The sequence below is a fragment of the Streptomyces sp. NPDC025618 genome (assembly GCF_055558795.1).
The window spans coordinates 23,430-46,431 of sequence record NZ_JBVHLW010000024.1; the positions used below are offsets into that span (position 1 = coordinate 23,430).

Annotated in this window: 23 protein-coding genes and 1 pseudogene; 9 read left to right on the plus strand and 15 right to left on the minus strand. The window is 71.9% G+C overall.

The features are described from left to right. Positions 1-282: 282 nt before the first annotated feature. From pstB to pstS, 4 genes are all read right to left on the minus strand, one after another. Positions 283-1,062, minus strand: coding sequence for a phosphate ABC transporter ATP-binding protein PstB (pstB, locus tag ACZ4A5_RS20405; protein ID WP_467585692.1), 780 nt, complete (start codon positions 1,060-1,062; stop codon positions 283-285). Positions 1,063-1,129: 67 nt separating this feature from the next. Further along, entirely contained in the window at positions 1,130-2,206 is a 1,077-nt protein-coding gene (gene pstA / locus ACZ4A5_RS20410; RefSeq protein WP_467585695.1) for a phosphate ABC transporter permease PstA, read from the minus strand. Then, positions 2,203-3,186, minus strand: a complete 984-nt coding sequence (gene pstC / locus ACZ4A5_RS20415; protein WP_467585699.1) for a phosphate ABC transporter permease subunit PstC — start codon at positions 3,184-3,186, stop codon at positions 2,203-2,205. Before pstC ends, pstA begins: the two co-directional genes overlap by 4 nt. A gap of 110 nt (positions 3,187-3,296) precedes the next feature. Continuing rightward, positions 3,297-4,427: a phosphate ABC transporter substrate-binding protein PstS gene (pstS, locus tag ACZ4A5_RS20420; RefSeq protein WP_467585702.1), complete on the minus strand. Its 1,131-nt coding sequence runs from the start codon at positions 4,425-4,427 to the stop codon at positions 3,297-3,299. A 317-nt stretch (positions 4,428-4,744) separates the two neighbouring features. Between pstS and ACZ4A5_RS20425 the strand changes: the two genes are divergently transcribed. After that, positions 4,745-5,839, plus strand: a complete 1,095-nt coding sequence (locus ACZ4A5_RS20425; protein WP_467585706.1) for a C40 family peptidase — start codon at positions 4,745-4,747, stop codon at positions 5,837-5,839. Positions 5,840-6,240: 401 nt separating this feature from the next. Further along, entirely contained in the window at positions 6,241-7,518 is a 1,278-nt protein-coding gene (locus ACZ4A5_RS20430) for a SpoIIE family protein phosphatase (protein WP_467585709.1), read from the plus strand. Between the two features lie 108 nt (positions 7,519-7,626). Here the strand turns inward: ACZ4A5_RS20430 and ACZ4A5_RS20435 are convergent, their stop codons facing one another. The 4 genes from ACZ4A5_RS20435 to ACZ4A5_RS20450 all read right to left on the minus strand — a co-directional run bounded on the left by ACZ4A5_RS20435 (position 7,627) and on the right by ACZ4A5_RS20450 (position 10,019). Beyond that, positions 7,627-8,010, minus strand: a complete 384-nt coding sequence (locus ACZ4A5_RS20435; protein WP_398868249.1) for a DUF2516 family protein — start codon at positions 8,008-8,010, stop codon at positions 7,627-7,629. A 111-nt stretch (positions 8,011-8,121) separates the two neighbouring features. Next, on the minus strand, positions 8,122-8,676 hold the full coding sequence (locus ACZ4A5_RS20440) for a hypothetical protein (RefSeq protein ID WP_467585712.1): 555 nt from the start codon (positions 8,674-8,676) through the stop codon (positions 8,122-8,124). A gap of 16 nt (positions 8,677-8,692) precedes the next feature. Further along, complete coding sequence (locus ACZ4A5_RS20445; protein ID WP_398868247.1) at positions 8,693-9,070, minus strand: helix-turn-helix domain-containing protein; 378 nt, start codon at positions 9,068-9,070, stop codon at positions 8,693-8,695. 109 nt (positions 9,071-9,179) lie between these two features. Further along, entirely contained in the window at positions 9,180-10,019 is an 840-nt protein-coding gene (locus tag ACZ4A5_RS20450; protein WP_467585715.1) for a helix-turn-helix domain-containing protein, read from the minus strand. Positions 10,020-10,145: 126 nt separating this feature from the next. Between ACZ4A5_RS20450 and ACZ4A5_RS20455 the strand changes: the two genes are divergently transcribed. Further along, entirely contained in the window at positions 10,146-11,210 is a 1,065-nt protein-coding gene (locus tag ACZ4A5_RS20455; protein WP_467585718.1) for an aldo/keto reductase, read from the plus strand. Between the two features lie 53 nt (positions 11,211-11,263). Then, positions 11,264-11,410: a hypothetical protein gene (locus ACZ4A5_RS20460; RefSeq protein ID WP_467585721.1), complete on the plus strand. Its 147-nt coding sequence runs from the start codon at positions 11,264-11,266 to the stop codon at positions 11,408-11,410. Between the two features lie 339 nt (positions 11,411-11,749). Here ACZ4A5_RS20460 and ACZ4A5_RS20465 read toward each other — a convergent pair whose 3' ends face one another. Continuing rightward, positions 11,750-13,168 (minus strand): erythromycin esterase family protein, encoded by a 1,419-nt coding sequence (locus ACZ4A5_RS20465; RefSeq protein WP_467585724.1) that lies wholly within the window; start codon positions 13,166-13,168, stop codon positions 11,750-11,752. Between the two features lie 367 nt (positions 13,169-13,535). On the opposite strand from ACZ4A5_RS20465, the gene ACZ4A5_RS20470 reads away from it, so the two are divergent. From ACZ4A5_RS20470 to ACZ4A5_RS20485, 4 genes and pseudogenes are all read left to right on the plus strand, one after another. Then, positions 13,536-14,591 (plus strand): LLM class flavin-dependent oxidoreductase, encoded by a 1,056-nt coding sequence (locus ACZ4A5_RS20470; protein WP_467585727.1) that lies wholly within the window; start codon positions 13,536-13,538, stop codon positions 14,589-14,591. A gap of 212 nt (positions 14,592-14,803) precedes the next feature. After that, positions 14,804-15,199: an ArsR/SmtB family transcription factor gene (locus ACZ4A5_RS20475; protein WP_467585731.1), complete on the plus strand. Its 396-nt coding sequence runs from the start codon at positions 14,804-14,806 to the stop codon at positions 15,197-15,199. A 71-nt stretch (positions 15,200-15,270) separates the two neighbouring features. Further along, positions 15,271-16,291 (plus strand): annotated as a pseudogene (gene arsB, locus ACZ4A5_RS20480) (ACR3 family arsenite efflux transporter). After that, positions 16,284-16,700 carry an arsenate reductase ArsC gene (locus tag ACZ4A5_RS20485; protein WP_467585734.1) on the plus strand — a complete coding sequence of 139 codons (417 nt, stop codon included), beginning with the start codon at positions 16,284-16,286 and terminating at the stop codon, positions 16,698-16,700. Before arsB ends, ACZ4A5_RS20485 begins: the two are co-directional and overlap by 8 nt. 37 nt (positions 16,701-16,737) lie before the next feature. Here the strand turns inward: ACZ4A5_RS20485 and ACZ4A5_RS20490 are convergent, their stop codons facing one another. The 3 genes from ACZ4A5_RS20490 to ACZ4A5_RS20500 all read right to left on the minus strand — a co-directional run bounded on the left by ACZ4A5_RS20490 (position 16,738) and on the right by ACZ4A5_RS20500 (position 18,548). After that, a complete protein-coding gene (locus ACZ4A5_RS20490; protein WP_467585737.1) occupies positions 16,738-17,088 on the minus strand; it encodes a winged helix-turn-helix transcriptional regulator in 351 nt (116 codons plus the stop codon). Between the two features lie 108 nt (positions 17,089-17,196). Further along, positions 17,197-17,664 carry an SRPBCC family protein gene (locus tag ACZ4A5_RS20495; protein ID WP_467585741.1) on the minus strand — a complete coding sequence of 156 codons (468 nt, stop codon included), beginning with the start codon at positions 17,662-17,664 and terminating at the stop codon, positions 17,197-17,199. After that, complete coding sequence (locus ACZ4A5_RS20500) at positions 17,652-18,548, minus strand: RNA polymerase sigma-70 factor (protein ID WP_467585744.1); 897 nt, start codon at positions 18,546-18,548, stop codon at positions 17,652-17,654. Before ACZ4A5_RS20500 ends, ACZ4A5_RS20495 begins: the two co-directional genes overlap by 13 nt. 184 nt (positions 18,549-18,732) lie before the next feature. Here ACZ4A5_RS20500 and ACZ4A5_RS20505 point away from each other — a divergent pair, with 184 nt between their 5' ends. Continuing rightward, positions 18,733-19,494: an SDR family oxidoreductase gene (locus ACZ4A5_RS20505; protein ID WP_467585747.1), complete on the plus strand. Its 762-nt coding sequence runs from the start codon at positions 18,733-18,735 to the stop codon at positions 19,492-19,494. Positions 19,495-19,698: 204 nt separating this feature from the next. On the opposite strand, the gene ACZ4A5_RS20510 is transcribed toward ACZ4A5_RS20505, so the two are convergent. The 3 genes from ACZ4A5_RS20510 to ACZ4A5_RS20520 form a co-directional block, all read right to left on the minus strand. Further along, the gene (locus tag ACZ4A5_RS20510) at positions 19,699-20,487 is read right to left on the minus strand and encodes a putative protein N(5)-glutamine methyltransferase (RefSeq protein ID WP_467585752.1); all 789 of its coding nucleotides are present in this window, start codon (positions 20,485-20,487) and stop codon (positions 19,699-19,701) included. Positions 20,488-20,693: 206 nt separating this feature from the next. Further along, on the minus strand, positions 20,694-21,530 hold the full coding sequence (locus ACZ4A5_RS20515; protein WP_467585756.1) for an ATP-grasp domain-containing protein: 837 nt from the start codon (positions 21,528-21,530) through the stop codon (positions 20,694-20,696). Positions 21,531-21,926: 396 nt separating this feature from the next. Further along, a complete protein-coding gene (locus ACZ4A5_RS20520; RefSeq protein WP_467585759.1) occupies positions 21,927-22,520 on the minus strand; it encodes an NADPH-dependent FMN reductase in 594 nt (197 codons plus the stop codon). Positions 22,521-23,002: the final 482 nt, after the last annotated feature.

Here is a 23,002-nt window from a genome sequence, read left to right on the forward strand (position 1 = left end):
CGCCCGCCCGTTACCCGGGTGGAGGGACCCCCGGGGCCGCGCCCCGGACCCGCTGGTTTCGGGGGCTGCGCCCCCGGACCCCCGCAAACAGACGGGCCCGCCCCCTGCTACCGACAGGGGGCGGGCCCTTCGCCTTGCGGCGGCACCGCCAAGCAGCGCCGTAAGGCGGTCGGGGTCGGGGGCGGGGCCCCCGGGAATCGGATGACGGGCCGGAAGCCCCGTACGCGGAGCGGCCCGCCCGGCGAGGGGCTCGCACCGCCAAGCAGCGCCGCAGGGCGGTCCTTATCCGAAGCGGCCCGAGATGTAGTCCTCGGTGGCCTGGACGGAGGGGTTCGAGAAGATACGCGCCGTCTCGTCGATCTCGATGAGACGGCCCGGCTGGCCCACGCCGGCCAGGTTGAAGAAGGCCGTACGGTCCGACACGCGGGCCGCCTGCTGCATGTTGTGCGTGACGATGACGATCGTGAACTGTTCCTTCAGCTCGCCGATCAGGTCCTCGATGGCGAGCGTGGAGATCGGGTCGAGCGCCGAGCAGGGCTCGTCCATCAGCAGCACCTGCGGCTCCACCGCGATCGCCCGCGCGATGCACAGGCGCTGCTGCTGACCGCCGGAGAGGCCCGCCCCCGGCTTGTTCAGCCGGTCCTTGACCTCCGCCCAGAGGTTGGCGCCCCGGAGCGACTTCTCCACGATCGCGTCCATGTCGGCCTTGCGGACCCGGCCGCCGTTGAGGCGGATGCCCGCGGCCACGTTCTCGTAGATCGACATGGTGGGGAACGGGTTCGGGCGCTGGAAGACCATGCCGACCGTGCGGCGTACGGAGACGGGGTCGACGCCGGGCCCGTAGAGGTTCTCGTCGTCGAGCATCACCTTGCCCTCGACGCGGCCGCCCGGGGTGACCTCGTGCATCCGGTTGAGGGTGCGCAGGAAGGTGGACTTGCCGCAGCCGGAGGGTCCGATGAAAGCGGTCACGGAGCGGGGCTCGACGGTCATCGAGATGTCCTCGATGGCCTTGTGGTTGCCGTAGTAGGCGTTGAGGCCGCCGACGTCGATGCGCTTGGCCATGGGAATCACTGCTTCTTTCGTAAACCGGTAACCGCGTCAGCGGCTGGACACGCGGCGGAGCCGCATATCAACGCTTCGGGGCCTTCCAGCGGGCGATGCCGCGGGCCATCAGGTTGAGGATCATGACGAAGGCGATGAGCACCAGGGCCGCGGCCCAGGCGCGGTCGTAGCTGGCCTCGTTGCCCGCGGCCCACTGCTCGTAGATGTAGTACGGCAGGGAGGACTGCGCGCCGTCGAAGGGGTTGTTGTTGATCACCTGGGAGCCGAAGACCAGGAGGACGATGGGGGCGCTCTCGCCCGCGATGCGGGCGATCGCGAGGGTCACACCGGTGGCGATGCCGCCGATGGCCGTGGGCAGGACGACCTTGAGGATCGTGCGCCACTTCGGCACGCCGAGGGCGAGGGACGCCTCGCGCAGCTCGTTCGGCACGAGCTTGAGCATCTCCTCGGTGGAGCGGACGACCACCGGCATCATCAGGATCGCCAGCGCCATCGACCCGGCGAAGCCGGAGTAGCCGAAGTCGAGCATGAGGATCCAGAAGCTCAGCACGAACAGGCCCGCGACGATCGACGGGACGCCCGTCATCACGTCCACGAAGAAGGTGACCACCTTGGCGAGCCGCCCGCGCCCGTACTCCACGAGATAGACCGCGGTCAGCAGGCCGACCGGCGCCGCGATGGCGGTGGCGATGCCCACCTGCTCCAGCGTGCCGATGATCGCGTGGTAGACGCCGCCGCCGGGCTGGATGGTCAGCACGCCGGCCATCGAGTGGCTGAGGAAGGTGCCGTCGAGGACCTTCGAGCCGCGGCTGATCGTCTCCCAGCCCAGGGAGACCAGCGGGACGACGGCGATCAGGAAGCAGACCCACACCAGGCTGGTGGCCAGGCGGTCCTTGGCCTGCCGGCGGCCCTCGACGCGGGCGGCGAGGCCGTACATCCCGAGGACGAAGAGGAGCGCGGCGATCAGGCCCCACTGGATCCGGCTGCTCAGACCGGCGCCGAGGCCGATCGCGATGCCGATGGCGGCCGAGGCCGCGGCGACGGCGGGCGGTGCCCAGCGCGGCAGCCGCGGCTGGCGCAGGCTCGTACGGGGCAGCGGGGCCTGGTCGGCGACCCGCGGCGAGTCGATCGTCACGTCGCTCATTCCGAGTACTCCTTGCGACGCGCGATGATCATCCGTGCCGCGCCGTTCACCAGCAGGGTCAGCAGGAACAGGACCAGGCCGGACGCGATCAGGGCGTCCTTGCCGATCTCGCCGGACTCCTTGAAGCTGCTCGCGATGTTCTGCGCGAACGTGCCGCCGCCCGGGTCGAGCAGGCTCTTGCCGATGACGAAGCTGGGGGAGAGGACGGTCGCGACGGCCATGGTCTCGCCGAGCGCGCGGCCCAGGCCGAGCATCGAGGCGCTGATGACGCCGGACCGGCCGAAGGGGAGCACCGACATCCGGATCACTTCCCAGCGGGTGGCGCCGAGCGCCAGCGCCGCCTCCTCGTGCATCTTCGGGGCCTGGAGGAAGACCTCGCGGCTGACGCTGGTGACGATCGGCAGGATCATGATCGCCAGCAGGATGCCGATGGTGAAGAGCGAGCGGGCGGCGCCGTCGTGGTAGGCGAGGACGCCGGTCCAGCCGAAGTAGTCGTCGAGCCAGCTGTAGAGCCCGCCGAGGTGCGGCACCAGGAAGAGGGCGCCCCACAGGCCGTACACGATGGACGGGACGGCGGCGAGCAGGTCGATCACGTACGCGACCGGGGTGGCGAGCCTGCGCGGCGCGTAGTGGGAGATGAAGAGCGCGACGCCGATGGCGACGGGGACCGCGATGACCATCGCGATCAGCGAGCTGACGATCGTGCCGAAGGCCAGGACCGCGATGCCGAAGACCGGCGGGGTGGCGTTGGCGTTCCACTCGAAGGTGGTGAAGAAGTTGCCGTGGTCGTGCGAGAGGGCGCTTGCGGCCCGGACGGTGAGGAAGACCGCGATGGCGGCCATGATCACCAGCAGCAGGATTCCCGAGCCCCGGGAGAGGGCGAGGAAGACGCGGTCACCGGCGCGGGCGGCGGACTTCGGCCGCTCCGCGGGGGCCGCGGGGCCGGGTGGGCCCGCTGCGGTCGTGCGGGGTATGTCCATGGGGTTGTCTCCGGTCTGCGGAGGGCGGCCGAGGCCGGCCGCTCTCCTGGCGCGGCGGTGCACCGGACGGTGCGGCCGGACGCCCGCTGAGGGTCCGGCCGCACACGGGGTCAGGAGAGGTTCGCGATGTTCTCGCGGACCTTCTTCGCGATCTCGGTGGGCAGCGGGGCGTAGCCCATGCCCTTGAGGACGGACTGGCCGTCCTCGCTCGCGATGTAGGTCAGGAAGGACTTGGTGGCGGCGAGGGTGTCGGCCTTGTTGCCCTTGTCACCGGCGATCTCGTAGGTCACCAGGGTGATCGGGTAGGCGCCCTCGGCCTTGGTGTTGTAGTTGAGCTGGAGCGCGAGGTCCTGGCCGGTGCCGACGATCTTCGCCTCGGCGATGGCCTTGGAGGCGTTGTCCGAGGTGGCCTCGACCGGGGCGGCGGCGCCGGTGTTGAGCTTCACCGTCTTGATCGAGTTGGCGGTGGCGTAGGACAGCTCGAAGTAGGAGATGGCGCCCTCGGTCTGCTTGACCTGCGAGGAGACACCGGCGGAGCCGTCGGCGGACTGGCCGCCCTTGGCCGCCCACGCCTTGGCGGGAGCGTAGGGCCAGGACTTGTCGGCGGTGGCCTTGAGGTACTTCGTGAAGTTCTCCGTGGTGCCGGACTCGTCCGAGCGGTGGAACGCCTGGATCTTGGTGTCCGGCAGCTTGGCGTCCTTGTTGAGCTTGGCGATCGCCGGGTCGTTCCACTTCTCGATCTTGCCGTCGAAGATCTTGGCGAGGGTGTCCGCGTCCAGGACCAGGTTGTCCACGCCCGAGAGGTGGTAACCGATCGCGATGGGGCCGCCGACCATCGGGAGGGAGATGCCCTGGCCGCCCTTGAGGACGCTCTTGGACTTGGTGACCTCCTCCGGCTTCAGCGCGGAGTCGGAGCCGGCGAAGGCGGTCTTGCCCTGGAGGAACTCCTGGATGCCCGCGCCCGAACCGGTGGGCTTGTAGTTGATCTGGATGTCCTTGCAGGCCGCCATGAAGTTCTTGACCCAGAGGTCCATGGCGTTCTTCTGCGCGGTCGAGCCCGAGGCCAGCAGCTGGCCCTTGCCGTCGCACTTGATGTTGCCGGCGGCCTTGGTGGCGCCGCCGCTGCCGGTGTCGCCGCCGCTGTTGTTGTCCGAACCGCACGCCGTGAGGACCAGGGCGCCGGAGACGGCGATGGCGCCGAAGGCGACGGCGCGGAGCCGGTTCTTGCGCTGAAGCTTCACTTTTCGGGAATTCCTTCCGGGAGCCGCCGCTGGGGCGGCGTGCGAGAGGTCGTCGGTGCGGTTCAGCCGTTCCGCTGCGGCCCCGCATGCCCGGGACCCGCACCCTCTACGACCGAAATTAGGCAGAACAGGTGAAGCGGTCGATGGGGCAGGGTGAACGGAGGGTGAACCTCACCGGTCAGGGTGGTAGCCGGTCGGACGGCTGGTTTGCGACCAGTGTGACGCAGGTCTCTGTCCGTTTTCCGGTCGCCGTGACAGCATCCGTTTCTCGCGTGACGCTATGTCAGCCCTGAGGGCGGAAGCCGCGGAGGTGGCCTGTGAGGTGGCACGGCAGGGGTACGGACAGCGGGGGCACGGGGACGCCCGGGGGCGGCGGCCGCCTGATCGCGACGACGGCCCTGGTCTGTGTGGTGGCCGTGACCGGGGTCGCGTTCCTGCCAGGCGCGGCGTACGCGGACCCCAGCCCTCCGCCGCGCGGCCTCGAAGACGTCCACAAGGAGGTGGAGGGCCTCTACCGGCAGGCGGAGGCCGCCACCGACGCCTACAACGCGGCCGGTGAGGAGCAGCGCCTCCAGGAGAAATCCATCGCCGAGCTCGCCCGCTCCTCGGCCGCCGCGCAGGAGCGGATGAACCGGCTCAAGGACCAGGCCGGCGCCCTGGCCCGGGCCCGCTACCGCGACGGCGGCATGCCGCCTCAGGCGCGGCTCTTCTTCTCCTCCTCACCGAAGACCTTCCTCGACGGCATCGCGCTCGCCCACAAGGGCGAGGCCGCGACCCGCGGCGTGATCGCCCAGCAGGCGGAGACCCAGAAGGCCCTGGACGGCTACGCCAAGGCCGCCGGCGAGCGCTGGAAGACGCTGGACGGCGAGCGGAAGAAGAAGGAGTCCGCGAAGAAGGAGATCGAGGCGAAGCTGGCCGCCGCCAAGGAGCTGGAATCGCGGCTGGAGGCGAAGGAGAAGGAACGGCTGCGGAAACTGGAGGAGGACCGCGCCCGCGAGGACCAGCGGAAATGGCTCGCCTCCCAGCCGGTGAAGGGCGTGGCCGGCGCCGGCGCCACGGCCTCCGACGACGGCAAGCGCGCGGTCGCCTTCGCGACGGCCCAGATAGGCAAGAACTACGTCTGGGGCGCGGAGGGCCCGGACACCTACGACTGCTCCGGCCTCACCCTCAAGGCATGGTCCGCGGCCGGCCGGGCCATTCCGCGGACCTCGCAGGAGCAGTGGCGGCAGCTCCCCAAGGTGGACGTGAAGGACATGCGGCCCGGCGACCTGATCATCTATTTCGCGGACGCGAGCCATGTGGGGATGTACGTGGGGGACGGCACGATCGTGCATGCGCCGCGGCCTGGGCGGCAGGTGACGCTGGCCGGGGCGGGGACGATGCCGGTGCTGGGGGTTGTGCGGCCTGGGTGATCGTGGGTTTTTCCCCAGTCCCACCCCTTCCCGGAACTGGGGGCAAGCCCCCGGACCCCCTGCGGCCGCGTCGCGCGAAACGTGTTGCGGGCCTGGGGCGGCAGCCCCAGTTCCGGGAAGGGGCGGGTAGGGGAAAAGCCCGCCGCAGGCGCCCCCGCCCCACGGCCACCGCCACCGCCAGGCAAAAGCCCCGCAATGTGACCCCGACCACCCGCAGGGGTGACGTTTCTCATTGCGTGTTTCTCCCCTCACGCGCCAAATGCCGCCCAGACAAGCGCATATGACAGCGGCGAGTGGCCCCGTTCCATTCCGTTCGAACGCGACGGCCGCTAGGGTCGCGTTCGGCGCTCACCGATCGGTGGGCGCCATGTTCTCGGGGGGAACGGAAGGAAGCCGTCACCATGTCCGTACCCGCGCCGAGGCTTGCGGAGGCGACCCCGCTCGACGCCGGGCTGACCCTGCTGGTGATCGAGAGCGACCCCGGCGGCTCGCTGTCCATGCCCGAGATGGCCGAGATGTCGGGTCCGGCGGGCAAGCCGGTCCGCATCCGTACCGCCCGCAACCTCACCGAGGCCGAGCGGCTGCTCACCGACGACGTGCACTGCATCCTTCTCGACCTCGCCCTGCCCGCCCCCGACCGGGTCTGCGAGCCGGCCTGTGTCACCGCCGGCTGCGCGGGCGACGGCGAGGCGCACGTGCCCGAGCCCCGGGACGAGCTGGACACCCTGCGCCAGGTGCTGCGCCTCGCGCCCCGGCACGCCGTCCTCGCGCTCACCGCGGAGACGGACGCCGAGCGGGCCGCCGAGGCCGTACGCGTGGGGGCGCAGGACTATCTCTTCCGGGACGAGCTCGACGGGCGGGTGCTCAGCCGGGCCATCCGCTACGCCGTCGAGCGCAAACGCGCGGACCTCGCCCAGCACCAGCTGACCGAGTCCCGGCTGCGTGCCCAGGAGAACGCCCGGCTGGAGCGCGGCCTGCTGCCGACGCCGCTGCTGGCCGGTTCGGACCTGCGGTTCGCCGCCCGCTACCGGCCGGGCCGCAGCCGCGCGCTGCTCGGCGGCGACTTCTACGACACCGTGCGGACGCCCGACGGCACCGTCCACGCGATGATCGGCGACGTCAGCGGCCACGGCCCGGACGAGGCCGCGCTCGGCGTCGAACTCCGCATAGCGTGGCGGGCCTTGACGCTCGCCGGGCTGTGCGGCGACGAGCTGCTGTCCACCCTCCAGGAGGTGCTGGAGCACGAGCGCGCGGACGAGGAGACGTTCGCGACGCTGTGCGCCGTCGACATATCGCCTGACGGGCGCCGCGCCGGACTGAGCCTGGCGGGTCACCCGGCGCCCCTGCTCGTACGCCCCGGCCAGGCCCCGCGCCTGCTGCCGCAGGACAGCGGCGGCCCCGCGCTCGGCCTGCTCCGGCGCGCCCGCTGGCCGCGCCGGCAGATCGAACTGGGCGGCCGCTGGAGCCTGATGATGTACACCGACGGCCTGATCGAGGGCCGGATCGGCGAGGGCGCGCGGCGCCTGGGCCAGGAGGGCATCGTCGAGCTGGTCACCCGTCAGGTCAAGGACGGGCTGGCCGGTGAGGCGCTGCTCGACGCGGCGGTGACGGAGGTACGGGCGCTGAACGGCGGCGAGTTGACGGACGATCTGGCGGTGCTCCTGCTGGACCGCGGCTGAGCGGGGCCCGCTGGGCCGGTGCGGCCGAGCCCGGACCGCCGCCCGCGGCGGGGCGCCCTGAGGGCAGCGGCGCGCGGCGGTGGCGCGGGGCACCGGGCCGTCCGCGGATCAATACCTGCCGCCCCCGCGGGGGCCGCGCTTCGGCCAGCTCCGCCGGCCGTTGATCCGCTTGAGCGTCGCCCGTACCTCCACGTAGTAGACGATGGTGGCGATGAGGGCAGCGAGGATCAGGAGGAAGCCGAGGCCGCCGAAGATGCCCGCGAGCGCGGCCCAGCCGCCGCCCAGATAGCGCGCCGACGGCAGCCCGGAGACAAGCGCGGCCAGGGCCATGACCGTGATCCAGAAGCGCTTCGTCTGCTTGTCCGCCGCGCGGAAGGCGTCCTCGCGGGTGGTGGCCGCGTCGACGATCGCCGCGAGCGCGAACAGGCACAGCACCCTGGGGAGCCATTCCGCGAGCCAGCCGATGGCGCTGCCGAACCCGTCAACCAACACGTGGCTCACCTCAAGGTCGTTCCATTACGGGCGCTTGCGCCCGCCACGGTACCGGGAGAACGGTCCGGGCACGTGACACACCGCCCGGACCGCTCCCCGGCCCGCCCTTGCCTACTGGTCGTCGGACTTGGCGTCCGTCTTCTTGGGGGCCGCCGCGGTCTTGCGGGCGCCGGCGGGCTTCCGTGCCGCGGCGGGCTTGGCGTCGGCGTCCTGCGCGTCGGCGGCGGGCTTGGGCTCGCTCTCCGGCTCGATGGCGACGGCGATGTCGGCGACCTCGTCGGCGGCCTCGCCGCGCCAGGTCTTCACGGCGACGCGGCCGCGCTCGGCCAGCTTCTCGTACTGCTCGCCGGCCTTCGCCGCGTAGCCCACGGCCTGGCCGACGCCCTGGAGCAGCAGGTCCTGGGCGGACTGGCCGAACTTCTTCGCGTCGGTGTCGAAGGTGTTGACGATCTCGGTGAACTTGGCGGTCACCGTGGCCTGCGTCTCCTTGGCCCGCTGGGTCACCTTCTGCTGAAGGGCCTTGGGGTCGGTGTTCCGCAGCTGCTCGAAGCGCTGCGGGGCCTCGGCGATGACCTGCCCGACAACCTCGAAGGTGAGGTCGGCGGCGCCGGCGGCCGCGTACGCGGTGTCGGTCGCGGCCTTGCGGAAATCCTGGGTGGTGGCCATGGCGATGGTCTCCCGGTCAGCTCGAAGATTTGCTGTCGTCGTCCGTCGCGAGCCCGTTCTCCTTACGGAAGGACTCGTAGATCTGGAGCAGCACCTGCTTCTGCTGCTCATTGATCGCGGGGTCGGCGAGGATCACACTGCGGACCTCCGCGTCGCCCCTCTCCCGCTCGTCGAGAATCCCGGCCTGCACGTACAAGGTCTCGGCGGAGATCCGCAGCGCCCTCGCGAGCTGCTGGAGGATCTCGGCACTCGGCTTGCGCAGGCCGCGCTCGATCTGGCTGAGATACGGATTGGACACCCCCGCGGCATCGGCGAGCTGCCGCAGCGTCAGCTGCGCGTTGCGCCGCTGCTCCCGCAGATACTCACCGAGATTGCCGACGTTGAGTGATCCCATGCGGTCGATGCTGCCGCATGTTGCTAACTTTTGCAAGCGCCTGCTTGCAAAAGTGTCGGTGGTGTCTGTGTTCGCCGAAGCGCCGGGCGGCCCCGGTCCCGGGCGACCGTCACCGCGCGCACAGCCGGTCCAGGGACGCGCGGCTCTCCTGGTCCGCGGCGCGGTAGACCAGCAGCCGCAGCTCCGGGTCCTCCAGCGGGAGCAGGACCTCGAAATCGACGGCGATCGCCCCGACAGCCGGGTGCCGCAGCAGCTTGCGGCCGCGGCCGTTCACGCGGACCTCCCGCTCGGCCCACAGGCGCGCGAAATCCTCGTCCTGTGCGATGAATTCGGCGATCAGGCCGGCCAGTGCCCGGTCCTGCGGGTGGGCGGCCCAGGCCGCGCGCAGGTGGGCGACACCGTCGCGCAGCGTTGACTCGCGGTCGGCGTAGAAGCCGCGCATCGGCGGGTGCAGCAGGCAGAGCCACATGGCATTGCGCCGCTCCGGCGGCACGGCGTCGAAGTCCGGTAGCAGCCGGGCCATTTCGGGGTTCCATGCCAGCAGGTCGTAGCGGTGGTCCATCAGTACGGCGGGCAGCGGGGAGAGGTCGTCGACCAGGCGGGCCAGCGACGGCGCCGGGCCAGCGGCCGCCCCGCCGCCGGTGCCGCCGGGGCGGCGGCGGCCGGCCAGGTCGAAGAGGTAGTCGCGTTCGCCGGGCGCCAGCCGCAGGGCCAGGGCCAGCGCCGCCAGCACCTCCGCGGAGGGCCGCAGCCCCCGGCCCTGCTCCAGCCGGACCACGTAGTCGGTGCTGACCCCGGCCAGCTCCGCGACCTCCTCGCGGCGCAGTCCGGGCGTCCGCCGGGCCCGCCGGTGCGCGGGCAGGCCCAGCCGCTCCGGGTCCAGCCGTTCGCGCCTGCCGCGCAGGAAGGCGGCCAGTTCCTCGGTGGTGTCCACGGTTGATGTCGTCATGACCGCTCCAACCGCCAGGGTGGGACCGGCCTTCCCAGGAAGTTCCCTCCCTTATCCGGGGGCGGCCGCCGCCGCAGACTCGGTCCGGCAACGGAACGCGAGCACACGCGAGCACAGGAGAACCTGATGGCACTGGCATTGGACGACTACCGGCTGCTGGGCCGCTCGGGACTGCGGGTCTCACCGCTGGCCCTGGGCACGGCGACCTTCGGCACCGAATGGGGCTGGGGCGCCGAACGGGCCGAGGCCCGCAAGCTGTTCGACCGCTACGTCGGGCTCGGCGGCAACCTCCTCGACACCGCCGACACCTACACCGAGGGCAGCTCCGAGCGCCTGCTCGGCGAGTTCGCCCACGAGGAGCGCGAACGTCTGGTGCTGGCCACCAAGTACTCGACCCTGCGCCGCCCCGGCGACCCGAACTCCGGGGGCGGGCACCGCAAGGCGCTGTTCGGCTCGGTGGAGGGCAGCCTGCGGCGGCTGGGCACCGACTACCTCGACCTGTTGTATCTGCACGTCTGGGACTTCCGGACGCCGGTCGAGGAGGTGCTGCGCGGCCTGGACGACCTGGTCCGGCAGGGCAAGGTGCTGTACGTGGCGATCTCCAACACCCCGGCCTGGCAGGTGTCCCGGATGCAGGCGATCGCGGACCTGCGCGGCTGGTCGCCGCTGGTCGCGCTGCAGGTCGAGTACAGCCTGATCGAACGCACCGCGGAGCGCGACTTGATCCCGATGGCCCGGGAGCTGGGCCTGGGCGTGGTCCCGTACTCGCCGCTCGGCGGCGGGGTGCTCAGCGGCAAGTACGGCCGGCGGGACGTGGGCGCGACGGGCGCCGGCCCCGACGGGAGCACCCGCCGGAGCCACAACCTCGCCCTGGGCACCCTCACCGAACGAAGCCTCGGCGTGGCCGGAGTGGTCCGGGAGCTGGCCGGGGAGCTGGGGCACACCCCGGCCCAGGTGGCGCTGGCCTGGACGCTGCGGAAGCCGGGCGTGACGAGCACGCTGCTCGGCGCCCGCACCCCCGCCCAGCTGGAGGACAACCTGGGCGCTCTGACGGTCGAGCTGACGGACACCCAGCTGGCCCGGCTCGACGCGGCGGGCGCGATCGACCTCGGCCAGCCGCACGAGCTGCTGGCGAGCGAGCCCATCCGCCGGGTGACCACCGGCGACCTACGGATCGAGACCCGCCGCTGACGGCCGGCCGCGTCGAGGCCGACCGCGCCTCGCGGGACCTGTCCCTGGATTCTGTGGCGCTGGAGGAGCTGCGGACGGTGGCCGAGGAGCACTTCGGCGTCGATCTGGAACAGGTGGCCCTCAGCACCAGCGACACCGTGGCCGGCCTGGTCACGGCGATCGACGCGGCCAGACTCGACGCGGCGGCGGGTGTGCGGTGAGCACGGCCACCCGTACCCCCTTCGCGGCGGCGGTCACCGGCCTGGGCATCATCAGCGCCGGTGGCATCGGCGCCAAGTCCACCTGGCAGTCCGCCGCCTGCGGCCAACGCCGCCGCGGCGAGCGTCTGCCTCGACACCGGCGCTCGGGGCCCCTCCATGGGCATCGCCGGCGCCTGCGCCTCCGGTACCACCGCGGCCGGCTACGGCCGCATGCTTCCGCAAGATGCCGCGCCCCTCAACAGCTCACGCGGGAAGGGGCCGGCCGCACAGCACATGGCAGGCGCGGCGGGCCGTCCGTGACGCGTACGGAACGGCCCGCCCTGCCCGTGCTCCTGCCGCTTACTGCGGGGTGTCGGCGCTGAGGGTGGTGTCAGGGACGCAGATGATCCCGTCGAACGCCTCCAGGACGGGGATCTCGATGAACGCGGTGTCCACTCGGGTGCGGACGGGCTCCGGCAGCGAGTGGCGACGCGCGTACGCGCGCAACGCCCGCGCGTCCACCAGGGCCGGTTGCCCGGGGACACCCGCGAAGAGCGCTTCGACGCTGTCCGGCGCGGCCTCAGGGGTCGCGGCCCTGCCCCAGCGCATCCCGAGCGGGTTGTCCCGGTCGGGCAGGTTCTCCACCGTCTCGCCGCCGTTGCTCGTCAGCGCCAGGGGAACGTAGTCCGCGCCGAGCGCCCTGGAGAGCAGATTGCCCATGGGCGTCACCGCCAGTGGGCCGGGCTGGTTGGCCGACCGCTGGATATGGGCGTTGTGCCCGACGAGGACGACGCGCGTACCGGGCCCGGACCGCTCCAGGAATTCAAGCAGCGTGTCGGCCAGACAGCGTTCCCGGGCGGCGAAGTTCGGGCCGTCGGGCGCGCCCGCGAGCGCCTCGGCCATGGCGCGCTGGGCCCGGTCGGTGGTCACCGCCGCGCGGACGTCCGACAGCGCGGTTTCGTAGGCCGTGAGGCCGCCGCGCTCGGTGTAGATCTCGCGCAGGTCCGTGAAGCGGCCCAGCAGCCGGGCGAGCGCGGTGGTGAGGCGGTCCTGCACCGCCGGGTCCAGGTCGAGCCTGGCATAGGCGGGCACCATGACCGTCCCGCCCGCGATCGGCTCGGAGATCTCCAACGCGGTGTCCAGGAAGCGCAGCGCGCCGGGGTCCACGGTGGTCAGGTAGGCGGCGACCGGCTCCAGTACGGGCGCGAGCGAGCCGCCGGCCATGGGGATGTCGCAGCCGACGAAGCGGACCGGGTGCGCGGCGTCGGCGTTGTGGCGGCGTAGCCACCGCAGGGTGTCCCGGCACTCGACGGGCAGGCCCAAGCCCTTGATGACGCGCTTGCCTTCGCCCTCGGCGCTGTCGCCCTGGTCTCCGCTGCTCCCGGGTGCCAGGAGGTCGTCGATGTCACCGGGCCCGCCCTGGAGCCAGGCGTCCACGGCGCGGCCCTCGGCGGCTCCGTACTCCATGGCGTGGACGGTGAAGCCCAGTTCCTCGACGAGGAAACGCAGGACGCGGTGGCGCAGCAGGGCGAACTCGCGGATCTGGTGGGAGTTCTCGCCGAGCGCGACGACGCGGGCGCCGCCGACGAGGTCGCGCAGCGGCTCCAGGTCGTCGAGCGGGGCCTCCAGGTTCGCTCCGGGACCGAGACCGGACAGCCGGGAGGCGTGCCGGGTGACCCACCGCGTCAGTTCGACGGGGGCGGCCGTCAGGGTCGGCTCGACCGGAGGGAGGAGATCGCGCAGATCGCTGGGGTGGTCGTGGTGGTTCTGGTCGTTCATGAAACGTGCTCCGCGGTGTGCATCATCATCGGAGCCGGGCAGCGTCAAGCACCGCACCGGCGGGGAAGCGGAATGCGGCGAAGCTGTCGGAACGCTGGTCGCAGCTTGCCGCTAGGCGGCGCTGCGGGGCTTGAAGAACCAGCTCTGGGCGGTGCACATGAACATGTCGGGGACCGTATCAAGGTCCGTCGCCACACGCATCGCGATTTTCCGGGGGGTGTGCGCGGAGGAGGAGTGGGCGGCGGTATGAGGGCCGCCCGTCGAGCTGTCCTGGTGCTTCCGCCGACCGTGTCAGGGTCATGGGCTTCGGCCCTGGGAGCTGCCAGCATGAGGAGGCCCGGTCCGGTCCTCGTGCTTGGGAGGTTCGATGCGTGCAGGTGTCGTGGTCGCCGCGCGCCCCGGTGTGGAGGATCTCGCCGTGCGGGCCGAGGAGTTGGGCTTGCGCAGCTTCTGGGTCAATGACACCCCGATGGTCCACGGTGACCCCTTCGTCGCCTTGAGTCTGTGTGCGAAGGCCACCCGTCGCATCCGGCTCGGCGTCGGCGTGACCTCACCGGCGCTGCGCTCGGCACCGGCCGCGGCGAGCGCCTTCGCCAGTCTCAACGCCCTGGCGCCGGGCCGGATCATCTGCGGGGTCGGCACCGGGAACACCGCCCGGCGCGCTCTGGGCATGCGGCCGAGCACGGCGGCCGCGCTGGAGGACTTCACCGCGGCGCTGCAGGATCTGTGTGCCGGGCGCTCGACCGGGTACCGCGAAGGGGACCGGGTCCGCGACATCCGGTTCCTGCACGCCGGGGCGCACGTGAACACCACCGATCCGATCGAGTTCGTCGTGGCCGCGCTGCACGGGCCCGAAGCCGCCGCCGTCGCCGGCCGCCGCGGCGCCGGTCTCATCTCCTTCGGCCTGCTCGACCCCACCGCCTGGCACGCGCTGCACGAAGCCCGCCACCGAGCCGCCCACGGCACGCTCCGCGACCCCGGCTTCCGCGTGTACTCCTATGTGGTCACCGCGCTCCACCTGCTGCGCGGCGACGAGGCCCCCGACAGCGACGCGGCCCGGGACGCGACGGGTCATCTCGTCCTGTCGCTGCTGGACTTCGCCGCCGACACGCCGGCCTTCGCCGGACGGCTCGGCCCCGGCCCACGCGAGGCGGTGCGGGAACTCCTCGACCGGCGTGGCACCACCGCCACCGCGCCGGACCGGTACACCAAGCTCTACCCCAACTACCTCGGACGCATCGCGCCGCAGGACCGGGACCTGGTCCTGCCGTCGCTGATGGACAGCGTGGCCCTCGTCGGCACCCGCGACGACCTCCGCACCCGCGTCGCCGCCCTGGAAGAGGCAGGCGTCGATGAGCTCCTCATCCAACCGGTGGTCGACCCGCCCGCCGAGATGGCCCGACTCGCCGGACTCCTCGCCTGAGCGCCCGCCTGCGGAAGGACGGCCCCGCCGGAGGGGGGGATCGCTCGTGCCGTCAGGGTCCGGTCCGGCCCGTCGCGCAGGGGCCGGTCGACGACACCAAGGCGCACGCCGCGGGCTGATCCTCGGTGCGGCGGCTGTCACCGCTCCGGGCCTGTATCGATCGATTTCAATGCAAGGTTGCGCCTTGGATCGAAGAACATCAACATAGAAGTATGTCGAATCAAGAGTTCGTGGCGCTCGGACAGGAGGGCCCCGACGGCTGCTGTCCCGGTCTGCTGACCGCGCCGCTCGCCGAGGACCAGGCGGTGGAGCTCGCGAGGGTCTTCAAGGCCCTGGGGGACCCGGTCCGGCTGCGGCTGCTGTCGATGATCGCCTCGCGCGCGGGCGGTGAGGTGTGCGTGTGCGACCTGACCCCGGCGTTCGACCTGTCGCAGCCGACGATCTCCCACCACCTCAAGCTCCTGCGCGAGGCCGGGCTGATCACCTCCGAGCGCCGGGGCACATGGGTGTACTACCGGCTGCTGCCGGAGATGACCGACCGGCTCGCCGGGATCCTCACCCGCCCCGCAGGCGAGTCCCTGCCCGGTCCGGTCGAGGTCTCCTCGTGACCGCGCCGGCGCCGGTCGCGGCCCGGCTGTCCTTCGTCGACCGCTGTCTGGCCGTGTGGATCCTCGCCGCGATGGGCGCCGGTCTCGGCCTGGGCCGCGCCGTCCCGGGGCTGGGGGAGGCGCTGGCGAAGGTCACGGTCACCGGGGTCTCGCTGCCGATCGCGCTCGGCCTGCTGGTGATGATGTACCCGGTGCTGGCCAAGGTCCGCTACGACCGCCTCGACACCGTCACCCGTGACCGCCGCCTCCTGATCCCGTCGCTGGTGCTGAACTGGGTGGTCGGCCCTGCCGTGATGTTCGCCCTGGCCTGGCTGTTCCTGCCGGACCTGCCCGCGTACCGCACGGGGCTGATCATCGTCGGCCTGGCCCGGTGCATCGCCATGGTGATCATCTGGAACGACCTGGCCCGTGGGGACCGCGAGGCCGCCGCCGTCCTCGTCGCCCTGAACTCGGTCTTCCAGGTGCTCGCGTTCTCCGCGCTGGGCTGGTTCTATCTCGGTCCTGCCCGGCCTGCTCGGCCTGGAGACCGCCGGACTGCACGTCTCGGTGTGGGAGATCGCCCGCAGCGTGCTGATCTTCCTGGGCATTCCGCTCGCCGCCGGGTTCCTCACCCGCCGCCTCGGCGAGAAGGCGCGCGGCCGCACCTGGTACGAGACAAAGCTGATCCCCCGCCTCGGTCCGTTCGCGCTCTACGGGCTGCTGTTCACCATCGTGGTGCTCTTCGCGCTCCAGGGTGACGCGATCACCTCCCGGCCGTGGGACGTCGTGCGGATCGCGCTGCCGCTGCTGGCCTACTTCGCCCTCATGTGGACCGGCTCGATGGCGCTGGGCCGCGCCGCCGGGCTGGACCACCCACGGGCGACGACGCTGGCGTTCACCGCGGCGGGCAACAACTTCGAGCTGGCCATCGCGGTCGCCATCGCCACCTTCGGCGCCTCCTCCGGGCAGGCCCTCGCCGGAGTCGTCGGGCCGCTGATCGAGGTCCCCGTCCTCATCGGCCTCGTCCACGTCGCACTCGCCGCGCGGCGCTTCTTCCCCTCGCCCGCCCCCGGCCTGCCGGCCGCCGCCCCGGAAGGTTCTCTCCGTGCCTGAGACCAAGCCGTCAGTGCTGTTCGTCTGCGTCCACAACGCCGGACGCTCCCAGATGGGAGCCGCCTTCCTCGCCCGCCTCGGCGCCGGCCGCGTCGAGGTCCGCTCCGCCGGATCCGCCCCCGCCGAGACCGTCAACCCGGCCGTCGTGCGGGCCATGCGGGAGGTCGGCATCGACATCTCCGCCGAATCCCCGAAGGTCCTCACAAAGGAGGCGGTCGAGCGCTCCGACGTAGTGATCACCATGGGCTGCGGGGACGCCTGCCCGAACTTCCCCGGCAAGCGCTACGTCGACTGGAAGCTCGACGACCCCGCCGGTCAGGGCGTGGAGGCCGTACGCCCGATCCGCGACGAGATCGAACGCCGTGTCCGCGGGCTGCTGACGGAACTCGGCGTCGAACACCGCGCGTGACTCCGGTTTTGTCCCGTGCCGGCTCAAGGGACGCGCGTCAGGAGGCCGAACGGGCCCCGGCGAGCTTCTCCAGCCGGCGGTGGCCCCAGTCGGAGAGCGGGGCGAGGGCCTCGGAGAGATCTCTGCCGAAACCGGTCAGGGAGTAGACGGTCTTCAGCGGCAGCACGTCGTGCACCTCCCGGTGCACCAGACCGTCCGCCTCCATTTCACGGAGCGCCTGGGTCAGCACCTTCTCGCTGAGGCCCGGCAGCTGCCGCCGCAGCTCGCCGGGCCGCTGCGGACCGGACTCCAGCAGCCAGAGCAGGACGCTCTTCCACTTGCCGTCGATCACGGCGATCGCGGCGGTCACTCCGCAGACGTTCGGATCCTGAGCGCGACTGCGCGTCATCTTCGCCCCGTTCTCTGTCTTTTGACGTTGTTCGCGAGGGCGCGGAAGCACGCCCACATCCTCCGAACAATCCGCTGTCGCCGTGCCTTCCTCGACGGGGCGGCGGTGTCAGACCTGAGCCGGCCGGCCGGCGGGGCGGGTCAGGGCCTTTTCCGCCGCTTCGAGGATGTTCGTGAACGTGCGCGTCAGGATCGGGCGTACCGCGCGGCGCGTGAGGGCGGGGCCGATCAGGGGGATGGGGAGTTCGGCGCGCGTGGTCCAGCGGACGTGGGTGCCCGCGTCGGTCTCGGTGAAGGTCATGCGGCCGAGTTCGTGCCTCGCCGGCGGGAAGCAGCGGTCGACGACGTACTCCGTGGCGTACGGCGCTTCGTAGAGGGTGATGCGCTCCCGGAACCAGCCGATCAGCCAGAGGTGGCTGCGCACCGCGCCGAGGCCGTACGGCGCGGACTCGCCCCGCCGGGTCAGCCGGCAGCGGACCACCAGGGGCGACTTCGTGTAGTTGGTCGTCGTGGTCAGCCAGGCGAAGACGTCCTCGATCGGGGCGTCGATGACACGTTCAACAGTCATGGTTTCCACGGCTGGTGGTCTCCTCTGTCGAGTGGGAGCACCGCTTCGGCGCGGTGCAGCTTGTCCGGGTTGCGCATGCCGTAGAGGCCCGTGATCCGCCCGTCGTGGATCTCGAACGCGACGAGCCAGTCGAGCTCGCCGCCGGTGACGAACCGTGCCGCGGGCATGCCGTTGTACGTGGCGTGCTCGACGCGCGTCGCCGCGGTCGTCGTACGGAGCACGCCGATGACGAAGCGGGCGACATCGGCGCTGCCGGTGATCGGGCGGCGGGCGGCGACGACCTTTCCGCCGCCGTCGGAGATCTGCACGACGTCGGGCGCCAACAGGTCCATCAGCGCCTGCACCTCACCGGTCGTCGCCGCGAGCAGGAAGCGCTGGACGACCTCCCGGCTCGCGGCGGAGTCGGGCTCGAAGCGGCGCCGCCGCGCGTGCACGTGCCGGCGGGCCCGGTGGGCGATCTGCCGGACGGTGACCTCGGTCTTGCCGATCGAGGCGGCGATCTCGCCGTGGGTGTAGCCGAACACGTCGTGCAGCACGAACACCGCGCGCTCGGCCGGGCCCAGCGTCTCCAGGACGAGCATCATGGCCATCGACACCGACTCGGCCAGGATCGCGTCCTCGCTCACCTCGGGCGCGGTGCGGATCGGCTCGGGCAGCCAGCTGCCGACGTACTCCTCGCGCCGCGCCTTCACCGTCCGCAGGTGGTTGAGCGCCTGCCGGGTCACCACGCGGACGAGGTAGGCCCGCGGGTGCTCGACCGTGGCCGGGTCGACCGCGCTCCAGCGCAGATAGCTCTCCTGGAGCACGTCCTCGGCGTCGGCCGCGCTGCCCAGCATCTCGTAGGCGATGGTGAACAGCAGCGGCCGGTGCTCGCTGAAGGCGTCCTCGCTCATGGCTGATCCCGTTCCTCTCCTCGTACGCCCATCAGACACAGCGCACCGGCGAACCGTGACACGTCGGGGATGTGGTTCACGTCACAGGCCCCAAGGGGTCCGCTCCGGACCGTCCCGTCACATTCCCGTCCCGCCAGGAGTCATCGCTGTGGATCCGCGGAACGCGACGAGATGGGGAGCAGCCATGACATCGACCATCCTGGTCACCGGCGGCACGGGCACGTTGGGGAGCCATGTCGTCCCCCTGCTGCGGGCGGCGGGCCGCGAGGTGCGGGTACTCAGCAGAGGCGTCCACGCGTCCGTGGACGGCGTCGAGTACGTGACCGGCGACCTGCTCAAGGACGAGGGCGTCGACGCCGCGGTGGCCGGAGCCTCGGTCGTGCTGCACCTCGCGGGCGGCGCCAAGGGTGACGACGAGGCGACCCGGAATCTGGTGCGGGCCGCGGTGGGTGCCGGGGTGCGGCATCTGGTCTACATCTCGGTCATCGGCGCGGACACGATCCCGCTGGGCTACTTCCGCTCCAAGCTGGGCGCGGAGCGGGCCGTGGCCGGATCGGGCCTGCCGTGGACCACGCTGCGCGCGGCCCAGTTCCACGACCTGGCCCTGACCGTGGCGGGGAAGATGGCGAAGATGCCGGTCGTCCCCGCGCCGGGCGGGCTCCGGTGGCAGCCGGTCGACTCCCGCGAGGTGGCCGCCCGGCTCGTGGAGCTGGCCCTCGGCGAGCCGGCGGGCCTGGTGCCGGACCTGGCCGGGCCGGCGGTGTACGGGTTCGCCGAGCTGACCCACGGATATCTGCGGGCGCGCGGCAAGCGGCGGCTGACGCTGCCGGTCCGCATGCCGGGAAAGGTCGGCCGCGCCTATCGCGCCGGGGCGAACCTGACGCTCGAAGGGGCCCTCGTGGGCAGGCGGACATGGGAGGACTTCCTGGCGGAGCGGGTCGGCTGACGCCTCCGCACGGCCCACGCCTCCGCACGGCCCACGCCCTCGCTCCGGTGCGCGGCGCGGGCCGCGGCACCGGCCTTGAAGATCACGGACCCGCCCCGCGGCCCGGAACGGCGCGGAGCCGGCGTACTGGCGCGTCTGGTGACTGGCAGGCAGTCACCTCATGCGCGGTGGCCAGCGGGTGGCCTGACGGGGCGGGCGTCGGCTTCAGGGGCGCCGGCCCGAGACCACCGTGGCGTGGAGGTCCTCGTCGTGGCTCACCTCGGTGAGCAGGCCCGCGCGGGTGAACCAGGCGGCCGTGGCGGCGGCCTGGCGGCGGCTCGTCTCGACCAGGAGATGGCCGCCGGGCGCCAGCCAGGCGAGGGCCTCCGCGGCCACGCGGCGCTGGACCGCGAGGCCGTCCGAGCCGCCGTCGAGCGCGACGTGGGGCTCGTGGACGCGCGCCTCGGGCGGCAGGAACTCGATCTGTTCGGTGGGTACATACGGCGCGTTGGCCACCAGGACGTCGACGCGGCCCCTCAGCGCGGCGGGCAACGGGGCGTAGAGATCGCCCTCGTGGACCGGGACGCCCGCCGCGAGATTGCGGCGGGCGCAGCGCACGGCGGCCGGGTCGATGTCGGCGGCGTGCAACCGGGCGCCGGGCAGGGCCGCGAGGAGCGCGGCGCCGACCGCGCCGGAGCCGCAGCACAGGTCGACGATCACGGGGGAGTGGCCGCCGGACAGGGCGGCGGCCCGCCGGACGAGGTGTTCCGTACGCCGCCGGGGCACGAAGACGCCCGGATCCACGGCTATGCGCAGGCCGCAGAACTCGGCCCAGCCGAGGACGTGTTCCAGCGGCAGACCGGCGACCCGCTGGTCGACCATGCGGGCGGCGTCGTCGGGCGTGCGGGCCGTGGCGAGGATCAGCCGGGCCTCGTCCTCGGCGAAGACACAGCCCGCGGCACGCAGCCGGGTGACGACGGAGGAGGGGGAAACGAGGGGAGCAAGAGCGGACATGAGGGCCTTCCGGGAATCCGAAGGGCGCTCTCGCGGCTCACCCGCGCGGGGCGGGCCGTACGGCCACGAGGGGAGAGCGCCCTACCTGAACTGCGGTAATGGGTCTCACCTCCTCGGTCGCGTACTGCCTGAGTCGCCCACACTACCCGACGGGCCCGGACGGGAGTTCGTCCGCGGTCCATCCCGCGGCGATCGGTCCGTGGCTGTCAGTCCGCGGCGATCAGCCTGTGGAGCGAGGCCGCCATGCTCGCGGCGAACGCGTCCCGGGCCGCGGGCTCCAGCAGGTCCAGGGAGAGATACGGATTGAGGTCTTCCAGTTCCACCAGGAGGAGTTCACCGCCGGGCGCCCGGCAGGCGTCCACGCGCTGGATGCCGTGGTCGATGCCGTTCCAGTCGACGAACCGCTGCGCGAATTCCAGGTCCGCGGCGGTGGGTTCGTACGCCTCCAGCTCCCAGCGCCGGTCGGGGCGCGGCGCGTAGAGGGCGTACTGGAAATCCCGGTCGACGAAGTAGAACGACACCTCGTAGGCGAAGGGAATGCGCGGCTGCACGAGGACGTCCCCGTAAGGCAGTTCCGCGAGCCGGTCCCCGGAGACGAATTCCAGACCTATGGAATCCGCGCCGAGCTTCGGCTTGACCACGTATTCGTCCGCCTCCGGCAGGCGGTCGACGTCCCGCGCTTCGTCGATGGTCGGGATGACGGGGAAACCGGCGGCGGTCAGGTCGAGGAGATACTGCTTGCCGACCATGTCGGCCTTGCCGGACAGCTGGTTGTAGACCCGCACCCCGTGCTTCTCGGCGAGCGCGCGGAAATCGTCGTACGCGGCCTGGTAGTGCAGCACGGGGCCGCTGTTGCGGACCACGACCGCGTCGAAGTCCGCCATCAGCGCGGCGGCGTCCAGGGGGTGGCAGAGGGCGATGTCGAATTCCTGGCGCAGCCGGGAGGAGAGAAAGATGTCCTCGTCGCAGTAGCGGCGTCCTTTGGCCTCGTAGGCGAGGTCGGTGACGTAGAGCAGGCGGCGGCGGTGGGGGTGGGCGGGCATGGGTTTCTCCTGGTGGGACGGGGTGCTCGCCAAGTTACACGGGTGGGCCGGCGCCTGCGGCGGGCTTTGTTCCCCTACCCCGCCCCTTCCCGGCTGCGTCTCATCTCATGTGCGGCTCCGCCGCGTGGGAGCGCGTGCCCCAGGCCCCCCGGCTGCGGTTCGTTGGCCTGCGGCGCTTTTCCCCTACCCGCCCCTTCCCGAAACCGGGGAGACCCCGGACCCCCCGACACGCTTCGCGCGTTGTCCTCAATCGCCGGACGGGCTGAATGCAAAAGACGGGCGCACCCGCCGCAGGCTCACACAAGCCGCACCAGGCAACGGCGAACCCCACGAACCAAGCCCGGCCGGCGATTGAGGCCACCCGAACCGCGAGGCGTTAGCGACCCGCAGACAAATTCACGCCCCATACGGCCGAGCCGCCCGCGCCTCGCGGAGCGAAAGCGCCCACCACGCCAGCTGATCGAGCATGACCTTCGCCGCCCCCGCCGCCGCATTGCCCGCCTCCACGTCCATGTGCGCGCCGTTCTCGTCGAACTTGCCCCAGGGGCTGTGGAAGCTGACCGTCTCGCGGATGGTCACCGCGTGCAGTTCCGCGAAGACCGGGCGCAGGTGCGCGACGGAGCGCAGGCCGCCGGAGAGGCCGCCGTAGGAGATGAACGCCACCGGCTTGGCGCGCCACTGCGAGTAGTGCCAGTCGATGAGGTTCTTCAGGGGCGCGGGGTAGCTGTGGTTGTACTCCGGCGTGAGGATCACGAAGGCGTCGGCCCGCTCCAGCCGCGGGGTCACCGCGCCCAGCGCCGCGGCGTCCTCCGGGGACAGCTCCCTGGAGAGGTGCATCGGCAGCGGGTGCTCGGCGAGGTCGATGATGTCGACCTCGACATCGCCGCGCTCCGCGAGCCGTGCCTCGAACCACTTCGAGATGGTGGTCGCGAAGCGGCCCTCCCGGGTGGAGGCGATGACGACGGCGAGGCGGTAGGTGTTCTCGGACATGGGGTCCCCCGGAGGATTTGTGCCGGTGGGATGACCGGCTCTGGCTGATGACCAGAAGCTTGGTACCTCAAGTTTGCTTGAGGTCAAGCGTGATCTTCCGGTTTCGGGTTGGCCGTTGCTGGGTGCGGGTTGGTTGTGGCTTTCTGTGGGGTGGCCTCAATCGCCGGCCGGGCTTGGGTTGTGGTGGGTGCCGGGGGGCGAGTGCGGGACGTGTCCGCTTCGGGGTTCGCTTTCAGCCCGTTGGGGGCACCTCTGGGGGAGGTAGCTGGGGGAGTTCGAGGACAACGCGCGAAGCGTGTTGCTGGGGGTCTGGGGGCTTGCCCCCCCACGCGGCGGAGCCGCACATCAGACGCAGCCGGGAAGGGGCGGGTAGGGGAAAAAGCCCGCCGCAGGCGCCCACCCACCCGCCGCCGGGGCCTGAGGCGCGAGCCCCCCCGCGGCGGAGCCGCACATCAGACGTACCCCGCCACGAACCCCCCGTA

Excerpts from the sequence above, each read along its gene's own strand:
- ACZ4A5_RS20450 (WP_467585715.1), bottom strand. The coding sequence starts at position 10,019 with ATGACGACATCAACCGTGGACACCACCGAGGAACTGGCCGCCTTCCTG.
- ACZ4A5_RS20515 (WP_467585756.1), bottom strand. The coding sequence starts at position 21,530 with ATGCCCGCCCACCCCCACCGCCGCCGCCTGCTCTACGTCACCGACCTC.
- ACZ4A5_RS20455 (WP_467585718.1), top strand. The coding sequence starts at position 10,146 with ATGGCACTGGCATTGGACGACTACCGGCTGCTGGGCCGCTCGGGACTG.
- ACZ4A5_RS20445 (WP_398868247.1), bottom strand. The coding sequence starts at position 9,070 with ATGGGATCACTCAACGTCGGCAATCTCGGTGAGTATCTGCGGGAGCAG.
- ACZ4A5_RS20470 (WP_467585727.1), top strand. The coding sequence starts at position 13,536 with ATGCGTGCAGGTGTCGTGGTCGCCGCGCGCCCCGGTGTGGAGGATCTC.
- pstC (WP_467585699.1), bottom strand. The coding sequence starts at position 3,186 with ATGGACATACCCCGCACGACCGCAGCGGGCCCACCCGGCCCCGCGGCC.
- ACZ4A5_RS20440 (WP_467585712.1), bottom strand. The coding sequence starts at position 8,676 with ATGGCCACCACCCAGGATTTCCGCAAGGCCGCGACCGACACCGCGTAC.
- ACZ4A5_RS20500 (WP_467585744.1), bottom strand. The coding sequence starts at position 18,548 with ATGAGCGAGGACGCCTTCAGCGAGCACCGGCCGCTGCTGTTCACCATC.
- ACZ4A5_RS20475 (WP_467585731.1), top strand. The coding sequence starts at position 14,804 with ATGTCGAATCAAGAGTTCGTGGCGCTCGGACAGGAGGGCCCCGACGGC.
- ACZ4A5_RS20465 (WP_467585724.1), bottom strand. The coding sequence starts at position 13,168 with ATGAACGACCAGAACCACCACGACCACCCCAGCGATCTGCGCGATCTC.
- ACZ4A5_RS20490 (WP_467585737.1), bottom strand. The coding sequence starts at position 17,088 with ATGACGCGCAGTCGCGCTCAGGATCCGAACGTCTGCGGAGTGACCGCC.
- ACZ4A5_RS20520 (WP_467585759.1), bottom strand. The coding sequence starts at position 22,520 with ATGTCCGAGAACACCTACCGCCTCGCCGTCGTCATCGCCTCCACCCGG.
- pstA (WP_467585695.1), bottom strand. The coding sequence starts at position 2,206 with ATGAGCGACGTGACGATCGACTCGCCGCGGGTCGCCGACCAGGCCCCG.
- ACZ4A5_RS20430 (WP_467585709.1), top strand. The coding sequence starts at position 6,241 with ATGTCCGTACCCGCGCCGAGGCTTGCGGAGGCGACCCCGCTCGACGCC.
- ACZ4A5_RS20510 (WP_467585752.1), bottom strand. The coding sequence starts at position 20,487 with ATGTCCGCTCTTGCTCCCCTCGTTTCCCCCTCCTCCGTCGTCACCCGG.
- pstB (WP_467585692.1), bottom strand. The coding sequence starts at position 1,062 with ATGGCCAAGCGCATCGACGTCGGCGGCCTCAACGCCTACTACGGCAAC.
- ACZ4A5_RS20505 (WP_467585747.1), top strand. The coding sequence starts at position 18,733 with ATGACATCGACCATCCTGGTCACCGGCGGCACGGGCACGTTGGGGAGC.